We start from the raw sequence: 14485 nt of genomic DNA, 5'->3' as shown, positions 1-14485 counted from the left end.
ACTGTTGAACTTAGATAAAAACACTATAGAAAATATAAAAAATTTTCTTTTAAATAATTTAGAACCTTATGCAATCTATTTGTTTGGTTCTAGTGCAAAGGGCATATTTAGAGAAGATAGTGATATAGATATAGCATTTTTAAGCAATAAAAATACTACTGACTATGAATTATTTATGCTTGCTCAGGAATTAGCTGATATAGTGAAAAGAGATGTGGATTTAATAAACTTAGAAAATGCCTCAACTGTATTTAAGGTTCAAATAATTTATAATGGTGAAAAAATATATTGTTCTGATGATACCAGAGTAGCTTATTTTGAAATGTATGCTTTTAAGGATTATGCTACCCTAAACGAAGAAAGGGAAGTGATTTTAAAAAGTATAAAAAAGAGAGGTTATATATATGAGCAATGACGTAATACTTAATAAAATAGCTGTAATAGAAAGATGTATAAAAAGAATAAATGAAGAATATGACAGCAACCCTGAAAGCCTAAAAAATTATACTAAACAGGATTCTATAATTTTAAATATTCAAAGAGCCTGTGAAGCCTCTATAGACATGGCAATGCATATTGTTTCAGATAAAAAACTGGGGATTCCTCAAAACAGCAGAGATGCCTTTGAAGTACTTTATAGCAACAGATTCATTGATAAAAATATGCTTAAAAACTTAAAGGCAATGGTTGGTTTTAGAAATATAGCAGTTCATGATTATCAAACTGTAAATCTAGACATAGTAAAGGGAATAATTGAAAATCATTTAAAGGATTTAAAGAATTTTGCTGAACTAGTATCAAATAAAATACTATAGATAACTTTTAAAGTCTGTAAGCTTAATAGTTTACAGACTTTATTTTAATACTTTCTAAAGTTTTATTTTCCTAAATAATACTGAAATAAGCACTGTAGGATTTCCTATATCTATTGAAAACAAAGAATCCAAAGTTTTACCAAATAATTCTCTTAACTTTCCTGATAAAAACAGGTGTATATAAATCTGCTGTAAATGTAGACTAACGTAAACTATTGCTATTTCTAGTATTTAAGAAATGTAATAATAAATTTAGTTCCTTCATTAACTTTACTCTGAGCTTCAATAATACCACTATGTGCCTCTATTATTGACTTTGAAAGAGCCAATCCTATTCCCACAGACTCACTGTTATTTGAGGTTCTTGCCTTATAAAATCTCTTAAATATATTTGGTAAATCTTCTTCACTTATGCCTTCCCCATTATCTTCAATAGTAATTCTTCTATATACAGGATTTTCATTAAGGGAAATATTTATTTTACCATCTTGTTTACTATGTTCTATTGAATTTTTTATAATATTTATTAGAGCCTCTTGAAGCCATTCACTATCATGCTCAAATATCACCTGTGTATTTTGTTTAAAATTTATTTTCACATTAGCTTCTGATGCTTTACCTTCCAATGCTTCCACAGAGTCCTCTATGGTTTCATTTAGACTTTGATTTTCTTTATCAAATTCTATAGCCTTGGCATCAAGTCTTGCCAGCTTCAATATACTTTTTATAAGCCAATTCATTCTGTAAAGTTGATTTTTACTATTTACTAAAAATGTGTTACTTTGTTCTTTAGATAGCTTCTTAGTCAATAGAATATCATTATATACAATCATAGAAGAAAGTGGTGTTTTCAATTGATGGGATATATCGGATAATAAATCCACTAAAAATTGTTTCTCTTTTCTAAGATCATCTAAGTTATTTCTTATTACACCTCTCATAGAATTAAAAGAAACAGCAAGCTTTGATAAATCTCCTTCCCTATCCTCACTGATTGATATGTCATATTCTCCATCTAATACTCTTTTGGCTCCAAAGGTAAGTTTTCTTATGTACTTGTAAAAATATGCATACTGTAAGTAATTAAGTATAAAAAGTATAACTGCCATAATAATAAATATAGTAATAATAGTGCAGGTATTCTTTACAACAGCTTTATTTATATATGGAAAGAGCTGATTTTCCAATGTAGTTGTTAAACCATATTGTTTTAATATTTCCTTTCCCTTTTCTCCTTCTTCATTGGTTACCTCTTTTGTAATAAGAGGTGCTATTTCACTTTCCAGCTGTGGACTTTTTTCTGATATCCTTACAGCAATAGCTCCTAGGCTCTTTATGTAGTCTTTCTTTAAATTGTCATGATATAATTTTAAAGTAAAAATAGTTGTTATCATAAATAATATATTCAAGGACAAAAGAATTGCTGAACTTATTTTAAGCTCAGGATTACTAAAATATCTCTTCATAGTTATCTACTGCTCCTTAACAACAGTTTTATTCCACAGATACCCCATACCTCTTTGAGTGATTATGTAATCTGGAGTCTTAATATTATCTTCTATCTTTTCTCTTATTCTCTTAATATAAACAGAAAGAGTATTTTCATCAAAAAATGCCTCTTCACCTTCAATTAATTCCTGTAATATTTCTTTTCTTTTTATTATAATTTGGGGTTTATTCATAAATATCAATAAAAGCTTATACTCCTGTGCTGTAAGAATAATTTCTTTTCCACACTTTCTTATGGAAGCTATAGAAGTATCCACAATTATATCCCCACTTTTCAAGTTACTACTAATAGATGCATTTTTATAATTTCTCCTTATCAAAGCTTTAATCCTTGACAAAAACTCCTTTACGCCAAAGGGCTTCGTTATATAGTCATCTCCACCTATTTCAAGACCAAGCACTATATTAACCTCCTCATCAAGAGCCGTTAAGAACAGTACTGGGACATCACTTTTTTCCCTTATATATTTACATAAATCATATCCATTTCCGTCAGGCAGATTAATATCCAGAATAATCAAATGAAATTGTTCTTTTGCAAATATCTCCTTGGCTCCTTCTACTGTGGAGGTTCTAGAAACCTCATAGCCAGCATCCTTTAATGTAAATTCTATTCCAATAGCAAGAGGTTCATCATCTTCTACTAACAATAATTTATGCATGTCTTACCCCCGTTAGTTTTATATTGTGTAAGCTAAGTTTAAAGAATATAGCTAATAACTATATTCTTTAAACTTAAAGTAACTCACTTACTCATCCAAATTAACCACTGTGCTTAATTTAGTCCACATCATAAATACTTTTTTACATCCTTTAAAAGGTAGAGAGTTACAGCGGCTAGTCATCGGATAACAATATTCCTTATCTTTACCTTAATTATATTATATCCAACATTTTTATAAACTTCATTATCTATTTAAGACAATCACATAAAATTACTCATTGTCTCATAATATTTTATTTAATCCTCAACTTGCTATTTTCTTATATATGTTTTAAATTCAACTCATTTTTATATGGTAAATTAAATAAATTAGAAAAATTTCAATTATAATAATAGATATGAAAACTATAAGACATTTAATGAACTTTGACATAACATTGCCCCTACACTATTGAAAATTTTAAGACCAACCATCAATAATCTTCTCTCACGGCTTCAATGAGATTTTCTCTATTAATTCTAGCTAGCGGCGCCAGTACAGAAAGATATCCTATTAAAAGTGAAAACACCGCTGCTATAATCATTGCCTGCCATGGAACTGGCCATACCATATCTTTTATTCCTCTCATTCCATTGTAAATCATATAGGATAATCCGCAAGCTATTATTGATCCATATATGGTTCCAACAATACCATATAAAAGTCCTTCTATGACAATCATCTTTTTAAGGGACTTTTGAGTCAGACCTATGGCTTTTAAAGAAGCAAATTCCTTTCTCCTCAGTATTATATTTGTTGTTAAAGTATTAATTATGTTTACACTTCCAATAAGGGATACAACTATAATAAATCCATACACCAGTATTTGGATCATAAGTATTGCAGATTTTGAATTTCTATTATAGTCTAAATAGTTAATTAAAGTTAAAGAAGGCTCTGACTTTATAATATTCTCAAGCTGTAGCTTTGCACTTTCCTCATCCTTTATATTTTTAAGAGATATATTTAAACTTGTTGGATTAATCTCTTTTATTCCATTAAGTCTCTCTGCCACCTCTTCAGTAGTTATAAGCTTAGGTCCTGACTGAATTCCATTAAAGTCAAAAGGATCTTCACTTAAAATTGCCATTATCCTTAACTTTTTTGTTTCTCCCGGCTTCTCTTCATTCTTTACCCTTAGATCAGATGCCCTACCATTATTTGTTACTATATTACTAGTTTCTCCTACATACTGCAGTTCTATCTCGTCTCCTACTTTTAAATTTGCAACAGGACCCACATAGGTCTTATTAGTTTTATCATTCATAAATTCATTTTTGTTTATTAGTATAACTCCATTTTCATTGTTTATCTTATCCATATCTATGCTGCCTGACTGAATATATTTTTTTGATACCTCCAGTGCAGCAGCATCATATATATTAACAACTGCATTCATAACGACCTTTTCTTTTCCATCAATATTTCTAGCTGTTCCATATATTTTTCCACCCTCTGTAACTCTATCTTTATCCATAGGGCTGACAAAATTATATGAATTATATCCTTTAAATACCTTATCTACAGAATTTAACTTTTTAATATTATCTATTACATTATTATTTATTCCTGAATCTGCAGAACTATTCTGAACTAAAAAGTGTATATTTTTTGATTCATTTAAAGTCTGTGATATATTTAAAGTCATATCCATAAAAGACTTGAAGGTAATAAAGAGAACTACACTTATAACTATGGAAAAAACAGTTACCCTATATCTTTTTCTATTTCTCTTAATATTTTTAGCTGCAAGCATTCCCTCAAACTTAAATAGTCTTCTTATAATAAAGCTCCTTCTCTTCTTTATTCCTTCTTTTATTATAGAAGTTCTGCTGTTTATAGCTACTAAGGGAGAAATTCTTCCTGCAAAGAAAGCTGGTATTAGGGCAGAAACATAGACAGATACAAGTCCCACAAGAATACTTATCATAATAACAATAGGCGATATGGTAAGCTTCATAAGTACTACTGTTTCTCCTCCTATAATTTTAAAAATAAACCCTATGGAGGATATAGCAACAATTCCAAGCAAAATTCCAAGAGGTATACCTATAATAGATAAAATAGTCGCCTCTCTCAGCACAATTTTTCTTATTTGCTTTGGTGTCATTCCAATTGCCCTTAATAAACCAAATTGTTTAATTCTTTCCACGACGCTTATCTGAAAGGAATTATATATAACTGCAATAGTTGCAATAACTACAATACCTATTATCACTGCTACTGCCTTATACATTTGTGACAATCCAGATTTCCCGTCACCACCCCCCTGCATATCAATAAGAAAAGAATTCCTGGTTACAGAAGGAATTTCAACTTTCTGTCCCTTATCATTAATTTTAAATATTTTTTTGTCTGTTAAAGCTGAGAATTCCTTTACTGCATTCCTTAAATTTGTCTTTGGACTTATTTCTGCAAGGAGTACAGCCTTTGTTCTATCAATGTTATCACTCATCATAAATACTCTTCCATTTTTTCCACTTTGTGTATCAATACTATCCTGTAGAATACCTGAAAGAACATATTCTCTATTGGCAAGCTTTATATTATCTCCAACTTTAATATTACTTCCAAGATAGGGAAGTACCCAATTTTCAAGAGCAACCTCATCTTTTGCCTTTGGAAACCTTCCCTCTTTTATCTTTACAGGTAAAAGCTCTAAAGCCTTATCATAAACAATTATAGGAGATAATTTTAAGCCTTTTCCCATATCTATCGGTTCATCCTGCTGATACATTCCACTCCTTGAAACTTTCGGGTTGTTTGTAATCTTTGAAATTATGTCTTCCTCAGGAGCTGAAAAAGATACATGCCAGGAACCATATCTGTTTTTTATATCTTCGATTTGAGCCTGTTGCATACCCACAATAAAAAAACCTATAGTTGATATTAATGCAATAGATAGAATTATCCCAATAATAGTCAGCAAGGTTCTTTTTTTATTTGCTTTGAGATATCTGCCTGTAAGCTGCTTATAATTATTTAACATATCTTTTCTCCCTCCCTTCTAATTATTTTTAAGATATTTATCAGAAACTATTTTTCCATCTTCAATAGTAATTACTCTATCAGCTAAAGGTGCTATATTTATGTCATGGGTAATAAGTATCAGTGTCTGATTATATTTTTTAGCTGTAAACTTCAATAACTCAATTACTTCCCTTGAACTCTTACTATCAAGATTTCCCGTAGGTTCATCTGCAAAAACTATAGAAGGCTTATTTAATAGTGCTCTTCCTATGGATACTCTCTGCTGCTGCCCCCCTGATAATTCTGAAGGAAGATGATTTTTTCTATCCTTAAGTCCCAGTATATCAATAATTTCTCCTAGATATTTCTTATCAACTTTGTCATTGTCCATTAGTGCTGGGAGAGCTATGTTTTCCTCCACATCCAAAACAGGTATTAAATTAAAAAATTGAAATACAAAGCCTATTTTTCTCCTTCTGAATATGGCTAAACGCTCTTCTTTATACTCATAAATACTCTCTCCATCAATAATAACCTTTCCAGAAGTTGGTCTATCAAGTCCCCCTAACATGTGTAAAAGTGTACTCTTACCAGAACCAGAAGCACCTACTATTACTACAAATTCTCCTTTATTTACAGTTAAATTTACATCTTTAAGTGCTTCTACTTTGTTATCTCCCTTTCCATAGGTTTTATTTAGATTTTCAACCTTTAAAATTTCCATTTATCCATCCCCTTTTTTCTTCCATATTATTTAGCAAATAATAAATCTTTATAGCTGTCTTAATTATTGAATATTAATGTCAATTTAATTTATAGATAATAATTTACTTGATACTTTATTAACTGCTATTAATCGCTATATCTAAATTATATATATCTAATATACCTAATTCCATGTCTGCAAGCTTACAAGTTGAATATGTTATCTTACAAATTTGTAATAAAAATTTAACTCACAAAAGCACCAGTATCTCTACTGGTGCTTTTTCCATATAAATATTAAATATCTGAAGGGGGTAATCTTCATGACTTTATAATATCAATGCTATGTTACAGTTTCTTTTCCATATTGTAACTAATATTTATACTAAATAATAATATTTTATGAATAGAATTATAATCTAAATTAATTCAATATGAATATAAAAATAACTTCCTATGCAATTACACAGAAAGTTATTTTTATATGTACCACAGCTAACTTATATCTCAGAAAGCTTTTTCAAATGTCTTTCACTGATTTCATTTACCTTCTGTACACGTTTTTCATATTTTTCAATTCCAGAAAAGAATTCAGTTTTCATCCATACATCTACAATATCAAGAGCTATTGCAGAACCTATTATTTTTCCGCCAATACATAATACATTACTATCAGTATGTTGACGTGCTAATTTTGCACAGAAAGGATCTTGGCAAACCACAGCAGTTACTCCATATATTCTGTTTGCAATTAATGCACTGCCATAACCAACTCCATCTACAAATATTCCGCGATCAACTTCTCCTTTTCCAACAGCTAAAGCTGCAGGATAAACAAAATCCGGTAAATCACAGGAATCCTTACTATGTGTTCCAAAATCTATTACCTCATGTCCCTGACTTTCTAAAATTGCCTTTATTTCTTCTTTTAACTCAAACCCAGCATGATCGTTTGCCATTGCAATTTTCATCTCTATGTACCTCCATTGATTATATTTTTAAATTTTAATTTTTACGTGTTTTATATAATTTAGTTAATGAATATTTCACTTATAGTAATATTATATCACCTAAAATTTAGCTATACAATATTAAGACCTTTGAACTTACAACTGACTATCTCTCTATATACTCAACTATTAAGGCCCTATTAACAATACAATAGTTATTATACAATAATTATTATTGATAATTTTACAGTAATATGTTAATATAGTACAAAGCAATAAAATTACTAAGTATAAAATATTGCAACTATGAAAAACTAAAATTATTAAAATCTTTTAGAACATTATTATGAAAATATTAATGCACAAATGAATTAAATTAGGTGGTGGTAATAATGAAACCTGTAACTATGTTTGTAACTAGCTGGTGTCCATATTGTAAACAAGCACTTTCTTTTATGGACAGCTTAAAAAGAGAAAATCCAAAATATCAGGATATTGAAATTAAAATAATTGATGAAGAACTTCATCCAGAAATATCTAAGCAATATGACTATTATTACGTTCCTACATACTATGTTGGAAATTTTAAAGTTCATGAAGGTGTCCCTACTAAGGAGATTGTGAAGCAGGTATTCGACAGAGCTTGTGCTTCTAATGAGAAGACCTCAATTCTATAGTTAATATTAACTGCTTGTATTCACTATAGAAGATATTGTTCTTAAATAGTCTAGAATTAATTTAAACGGAAGAATAGAAAAAATGAGTCTAACCTTTGGATAGACTCATTTTTTCTATTCTTCTAACACTGATGTACAATGAGGACATCTGGTTGCTTTAATAGGTATATTTGTAAAACAATGAGGACATTTCTTTTCTGTTTCAATCTTTTCCTCTTTCTTTTTAAATCTATCAAGCTGTTTTATTACAATAAAAATTGAAAATGCAATTATTAAAAATTGTATTATATTATTCAAAAATACTCCATAATTTATAGTAGGTGCTCCTGCTTTCACAGCATCAGACAAGGAACCATACTGATTTCCACTTAAATTAATGTATAACTCACTAAAATTAACTCTTCCTAAAATAAGTCCAAGAGGTGGCATAATAATATCATTTACCAAGGAATTAACTATCTTCCCAAAGGCCCCACCTATTATTACAGCTACAGCTAGATCAATTACATTGCCCTTTAATGCAAATTTTTTAAAATCCTTCCACATACCAACACTTCCTTTGTTTGATTTTTAGACACTATTCTACTATATATGTTACAATAAATCATATTTATTATCAATGAATCTTACTCAGTGGGATTTTGTATTCCCACTGAGTTTAAATGATAAACCGACCTTATTAAAAGTTATAATATAATCTATTTAAACTGATTTTTTCCCTTACAGAAAAAGAGACTGCTTTTAACACATATTAATGCATTAAAAGCAGCCTCTTGAAATACTATAACAAAATATGTTATTTTAAAAACTTTTAAAAATATCCTTTTTAGCGCCGCAGACTGGACATTTTTCAACATTATCACCAATTTCTGTATAACCACAAATTGGACATACGTAAATTTTTTCAGATCCTATATCTGTTTGTGCCTTAGCTTTATCCTGTGCATCTTTAAATAATTCAGCATGAATTTTTTCTGCTTCTAATGCAAAATGGAAAGATCTTTGGGCATCTTTTTCATCTTGAAATTTTGCAGTTTCAAGATATACAGGATACATTTGATCAACTTCATGAAGTTCTCCATTTATTGCTCCCTGGAGATTTTCAACTATGTTTGTATTACCAAATACAGCTCCAGCGGCAACAGAACTGTCCCCTACCTGCTCTTTAAGTACAGTAAAATGATTTTTAGCATGAACAAATTCTGCGTAAGCTACTCCTCTAAAAAGTCTTCCTATGTTAGAATATCCATCTTTTTCTGCCTGATCACCCCATATAAGATATCTCATATGAGCCATACTTTCTCCACCGTAAGCAGAACGTAAAAAATCAGCAGTCATTGCATTGTTTAATGCCATAATAAAACACACCCTCTCATTATTTAGACATAAACAGAGTTCTTTGTTTCAGGTGGAATTTTTTTTCTCCAGCTGAAACTTAGAAATCGTTATCCAGGGACATAGCAGCCGTTATCTCCCGCTTTGATAGAAGATGGGAGTATTACGGATGGTAGTCATCGGATAAAAAATAAATAATAAGTCAAAAATTCTGATAATCCTTTAAATCATATAATAATAATTTCGATATAGCTAATATATGTTTATCTCCTACATCTACGATATCATATAAAATAAAAGACATACTGACCAATTATTTTTTGAATATGTCCTATCTCTATAATATTATTAAACTTAAGCTTTAATAATATACCTAATTATACCATAATAACACTTAAAGTTTCCAGTTTTAATCATTAAATTAATGTTAATTAATAATAGTTATCTTATATTTTTACACTTTTATAATACATTAAGTAAAATTTCCATTAGACTTTAACAAAAAACGTTGTATAATATATTATGTAAACTAAAAACGGAATTTAAATTGCTCCCTAGGAGGTATGTTAATGCATAAACTTAAGAATAAATATTTACTAATACCTATGGCCACAGCAGCCATATCATTGGTATTGCTTATTATTTTTAACTTTACTAGTGGAAATGTTAAAGATACATCTTACCTAGATTTTGAAAAAGATGTAGCAAGTCATAAGGTTTTAAAGGTATCTCTCACTAATTCGCCTGAAATAGATGTAAAATTAAAAGATGGAACTATATATAAAACAGATAATCCCAGAACAGATACTTTCAAAGCCGATTTATTAAATAAAGGTGTGGAAGTTTCAGAACAATCTTTTTCATACAATAGAGATATAGCTCCTACAGCCTTATTGTCACTTTCTATAGTTACCATAATTGTCATGCTTATAAAATCAAGTAATGTTACTTCTAAAAGTTTATTTTCTGTAGATGCTCTTTCCACCGATGTAGTAGAAGATATAGGTTTTAATTTTAAGAATGTAGCCGGCAATGAAGAAGCTAAAGAAAGTGTAAAAGATATTGTGGATTTTTTAAAAAGTCCAGAAAAATATAATTCCTACGGTGCAAGAATGCCAAAAGGTGTAATACTATATGGAGAACCTGGTACCGGTAAAACGCTTCTTGCTAAAGCCGTAGCTGGAGAAGCTGGAGTCCCTTTTTATGCTATGTCAGGTTCAGATTTTATTCAGGTATATGTAGGGGTTGGTGCCAGCAGAGTAAGACAGCTGTTTAAAAAGGCAAGGTCTCATGGTAAGGCTGTAATATTTATAGATGAAATTGATGCTATAGGTAAAAAGAGAGAATCCGGTAAAAATGGTGGTTCTGATGAAAGAGATCAAACCCTCAATGCCCTGTTAACGGAAATGTCAGGATTCAATGAAAAAGAAGGTATAATAGTTATGGCCGCTACCAACAGGCTAGATATGCTGGATTCGGCTCTATTAAGGCCTGGAAGATTCGATAGACATATAGAAATAGTATTACCAGATTTAAATGCCAGAAAGGAAATATTAAAACTTCATTTAAAAAATAAACCTATAGGTAAAATTGACATAGATGATTTAGCTCGTAAAACCTCTTATTTTTCTGGTGCTAAATTGGAGAATCTTGTTAATGAAGCTGCTATTCTTGCCTGTAAAGCAAATAGCAAATTTATAGAAAATGTACATTTTGATAAAGCCTATTCTATTGTAATAGCTGGCTATGAAAAAATTAATCGCTCCAATATTAGTGAAAAAGATAGATCAATAACTGCTTTCCACGAGGCCGGACATGCTTTAGTATCATTAAAAATGCTTCCAAAAGAAAAGGTTTCTAAGGTTACCATAATACCAAGCACTAAGGGAGCTGGCGGATATACTTTAAGCATACCAGAAGACAAGCTTTATCAAAATAAAGATTATATAATGAAAAAAATTATGGTACTTCTTGCAGGTAGAACTGCTGAAGATATAATTTTCGGTAAGGATTTTATAACAACAGGCGCATACAGTGATTTTAGAGAAAGTACAAGATTGGTAACAAATATGGTAACACAGTATGGTATGGGACAAACTCTCGGACTTTTGAATCTATCCGAATTGTCAAATATCAACTATAATCCAAGCAATGACATAGTTAAAGAATGTAAAAATATTATCAATTCTCTATATGAGGAAACTAAAAATGTTTTACTTTCAAATAAAGATATCTTAGACAAGCTGGCATCAGAACTTTTAGATAAAGAAACTCTCAACGAAGTTGATTTACTTAATATAGTAAAGTAATAAATTCACATCAGGAATGTAGTTTAAGGGTGATTAAAAACTACACTCCTGAGGTAATAACAAATCTTTCATAGAGTGAACTTCCACCAAGCTATCTCAAGGGTATAGTTACCAAATTTTACACCCCTGAGGTAGATCTTTTTGGAAACATGAACCAGGATATTATTATTCCTGCTATAAGTCCACCAACATGAGCGGATATGTCTATATTTGGTATTGTAAAAGATATAAATAAATTTATAGCAATAACAAAAATGATATTTTTGAGAAGTCCCGTACCTATTCTATGCTTTAATTTATGTCCTATAACCAGAACTCCTCCTAATACTCCAAATATTGCTCCAGATGCACCTACTGATACTCCGCTGCTAAATACATAGCTAAATAAGGATGCTATTATTCCAGATACTATATATATACTTATGTATTTTTTCTTCCCATAGACGCTTTCTGCTAACCCTCCTATACTATAGAGTGCATACATATTTGAAACTATGTGTAAGATTCCACTATGTAAAAACATGCAGGTAAATAGTCTGTAATATTGTCCATTATTTATTAACAAATTATCTTTAGCACCCAAAAATTCCAGAACGTTTACATCTATGTCAAATATATTTCTTGACAGAAGGGCAGAAATTATGTAAATCACCACATTGATAACTATTATACCGTAGGTTACCAGTGATTTTTTATAGTTATTTTTGTTATTTTTGAAAAAATTTAATATATTTATAATCTCCATAATTTCACTGGCAATTTCATTTGAGCTGTATAAAATTTCATTACTTGAAGAATTAATAATTAAGATATTACCAGAATTTTTACTGAGTATCTCTGGAATATCTATGTTATTTTTTACAACAAGAACCTTTACTATATTAACATAATCATTTTCTGTTTTTATGCTGCTATTTATAGCATTATCTATATTGTTTAGATCCTTCGTACAAAAAAATACAAATAATTTTTTAGGAACAGTTTGTGTTCTTATAGCTCCCCAAAATTCTTCTTTACCACTGCCACTGTTTATTTCCGTAATTCTATAATCGTAATAATTACATAACTGCTGAATTATGCTTTTTATATACTTATCCATAGCACTCTCCTCTAGCTATTGCATATAATAATTAAACCGCAAAAGTTTGTAAGTTAATTTTCACTATACAATTTATAGTGATTTCAATGTGAAATTTTCAGTATATATCTTTTATTAAATATGCTTTTGTCAGATAATCTTATGAGGAATATTTAAATTATACTATACTTTCTACAACTAAATTTAGACTTTTTACTAAATCAATTTCATAAAACTGCACAGGTTTTTTCGTATTTATATCATATAATACTCTAATAATTGGTTTATCAGGAAATCCTGGATTTTGTTTTATCACATATCCTTCTATGCCATTAGATAGTTTTACACAGCATCCCAGTGGATATACAGAAAATGTATTTTTAAAGCCCTTTACAATTTTATCATCAAATAAGCTTCCACTTCCAGCTAAAATAAGTTCATAGGCATCATTAGGAGCAAATTTTTTTCTATAACATCTATCAGTCATAATAGAATCATAAACATCACATATACAGGCAATTTTACTAAGTTTAGATATTTGGTAACCCTTTAACCCATAAGGATACCCTGTACCATCAACCCTTTCATGATGTTCTGTAATGACTTTAATTACATTACTTGAAATTTTAAAATTCCTTTCTAAAATTTCCTTGCCATAGATAGGATGTTTTTTTATTTCATCATACTCTTCACCAGTTAAAGAACCCGTCTTATTTATTATTGATATGGGAACTCTTGTCTTTCCGATGTCATGAAGTATAGCTCCCATGCCAAGCTCCTTTAATTCATTTTCATTAAGATTCATTTTTTCCCCTAAAAATGTTGACATTATACCAGTGTCTATGCTATGTGCATAAGTATAGTTATCATAGGTTTGAATGTTATATAAATATTTATTAACATCACCCATTTCTATTATATAGTCAATTAAATCTTCAATTATTTTTAAAGAATCTATTGACTCTTTTTTATTAGTATTTCCAGATATATTCTTTATTATTTTAGACATGTTTTTCATAGTTAAACTTTTTAGTTCCAATAATTGTTTATCTTCTTCTTCCACATCATCTAATCTATTGTCCTCAACATATATGTATATAATTCCTACTTCTTTTAACTTTTCTATATATAATGCATTTAATTTTACACCTGCTCTTAAAAGTATATTTCCCTCGCTAGTATATATATTTCTACCAAGAATATCATTTTCTTTAACTCTATCCATAAATTCTAATCTCATAAAGCACCTCATATTATACTAAAAAGTTCCTATATAAACAGAATTCTTGGCATCAGGTGGAGTTTTTATTGCATCTGATGCTTAGAAGTCGTTATCCATGGACGTAGCCACTCTTTACTCCCACTTGAAGAAAAGCAAAGAACCAAAATCTTAGATTTTGTGTGAATCGCTTTCGCTGTGTGCGATGGGAGTA

General features: G+C 29.7%; 13 protein-coding genes. 4 read left to right on the top strand and 9 right to left on the bottom strand.

The annotated features are described in order from the left end of the window. Positions 1–4: 4 nt before the first annotated feature. Both mntA and hepT read left to right on the top strand, forming a co-directional pair. On the top strand, positions 5–415 hold the full coding sequence (gene mntA, locus ABF633_RS00065) for a type VII toxin-antitoxin system MntA family adenylyltransferase antitoxin (protein ID WP_415520791.1): 411 nt from the start codon (positions 5–7) through the stop codon (positions 413–415). Further along, positions 405–815 (top strand): type VII toxin-antitoxin system HepT family RNase toxin, encoded by a 411-nt coding sequence (hepT, locus tag ABF633_RS00060; RefSeq protein ID WP_415520789.1) that lies wholly within the window; start codon positions 405–407, stop codon positions 813–815. Before mntA ends, hepT begins: the two co-directional genes overlap by 11 nt. A 224-nt stretch (positions 816–1039) precedes the next feature. On the opposite strand, the gene ABF633_RS00055 is transcribed toward hepT, so the two are convergent. The 5 genes from ABF633_RS00055 to rpiB all read right to left on the bottom strand — a co-directional run bounded on the left by ABF633_RS00055 (position 1040) and on the right by rpiB (position 7674). After that, a complete protein-coding gene (locus tag ABF633_RS00055) occupies positions 1040–2281 on the bottom strand; it encodes an ATP-binding protein (protein ID WP_415520787.1) in 1242 nt (413 codons plus the stop codon). Between the two features lie 6 nt (positions 2282–2287). Further along, positions 2288–2986 (bottom strand): response regulator transcription factor, encoded by a 699-nt coding sequence (locus tag ABF633_RS00050; protein WP_415520785.1) that lies wholly within the window; start codon positions 2984–2986, stop codon positions 2288–2290. A gap of 475 nt (positions 2987–3461) precedes the next feature. Continuing rightward, the gene (locus tag ABF633_RS00045) at positions 3462–6017 is read right to left on the bottom strand and encodes an ABC transporter permease (RefSeq protein ID WP_415520783.1); all 2556 of its coding nucleotides are present in this window, start codon (positions 6015–6017) and stop codon (positions 3462–3464) included. A gap of 18 nt (positions 6018–6035) precedes the next feature. Further along, positions 6036–6722 (bottom strand): ABC transporter ATP-binding protein, encoded by a 687-nt coding sequence (locus ABF633_RS00040; protein ID WP_415520781.1) that lies wholly within the window; start codon positions 6720–6722, stop codon positions 6036–6038. A gap of 481 nt (positions 6723–7203) precedes the next feature. Continuing rightward, the gene (gene rpiB, locus ABF633_RS00035) at positions 7204–7674 is read right to left on the bottom strand and encodes a ribose 5-phosphate isomerase B (protein ID WP_415520779.1); all 471 of its coding nucleotides are present in this window, start codon (positions 7672–7674) and stop codon (positions 7204–7206) included. Positions 7675–8045: 371 nt separating this feature from the next. Here rpiB and ABF633_RS00030 point away from each other — a divergent pair, with 371 nt between their 5' ends. Further along, a complete protein-coding gene (locus tag ABF633_RS00030) occupies positions 8046–8330 on the top strand; it encodes a glutaredoxin family protein (RefSeq protein WP_415520777.1) in 285 nt (94 codons plus the stop codon). Between the two features lie 114 nt (positions 8331–8444). Here the strand turns inward: ABF633_RS00030 and mscL are convergent, their stop codons facing one another. Continuing rightward, complete coding sequence (mscL, locus tag ABF633_RS00025; protein ID WP_415520775.1) at positions 8445–8876, bottom strand: large conductance mechanosensitive channel protein MscL; 432 nt, start codon at positions 8874–8876, stop codon at positions 8445–8447. A gap of 255 nt (positions 8877–9131) precedes the next feature. After that, complete coding sequence (locus tag ABF633_RS00020) at positions 9132–9686, bottom strand: rubrerythrin family protein (RefSeq protein WP_415520773.1); 555 nt, start codon at positions 9684–9686, stop codon at positions 9132–9134. 548 nt (positions 9687–10234) lie between these two features. On the opposite strand from ABF633_RS00020, the gene ABF633_RS00015 reads away from it, so the two are divergent. Then, positions 10235–11974 (top strand): ATP-dependent metallopeptidase FtsH/Yme1/Tma family protein, encoded by a 1740-nt coding sequence (locus ABF633_RS00015; protein WP_415520771.1) that lies wholly within the window; start codon positions 10235–10237, stop codon positions 11972–11974. Between the two features lie 118 nt (positions 11975–12092). Here the strand turns inward: ABF633_RS00015 and ABF633_RS00010 are convergent, their stop codons facing one another. Further along, positions 12093–13073 carry a rhomboid family intramembrane serine protease gene (locus tag ABF633_RS00010; protein ID WP_415520769.1) on the bottom strand — a complete coding sequence of 327 codons (981 nt, stop codon included), beginning with the start codon at positions 13071–13073 and terminating at the stop codon, positions 12093–12095. A gap of 157 nt (positions 13074–13230) precedes the next feature. After that, the gene (locus tag ABF633_RS00005; RefSeq protein ID WP_415520767.1) at positions 13231–14292 is read right to left on the bottom strand and encodes an HD-GYP domain-containing protein; all 1062 of its coding nucleotides are present in this window, start codon (positions 14290–14292) and stop codon (positions 13231–13233) included. Positions 14293–14485: the final 193 nt, after the last annotated feature.

It is taken from the genome of Clostridium sp. (genome assembly GCF_047718555.1).
Lineage (GTDB): Bacteria > Bacillota > Clostridia > Clostridiales > Clostridiaceae > Clostridium_I.
Note: the sequence above shows the minus strand (reverse complement) of the source record. Positions and strands in the feature narration are given on the sequence as shown.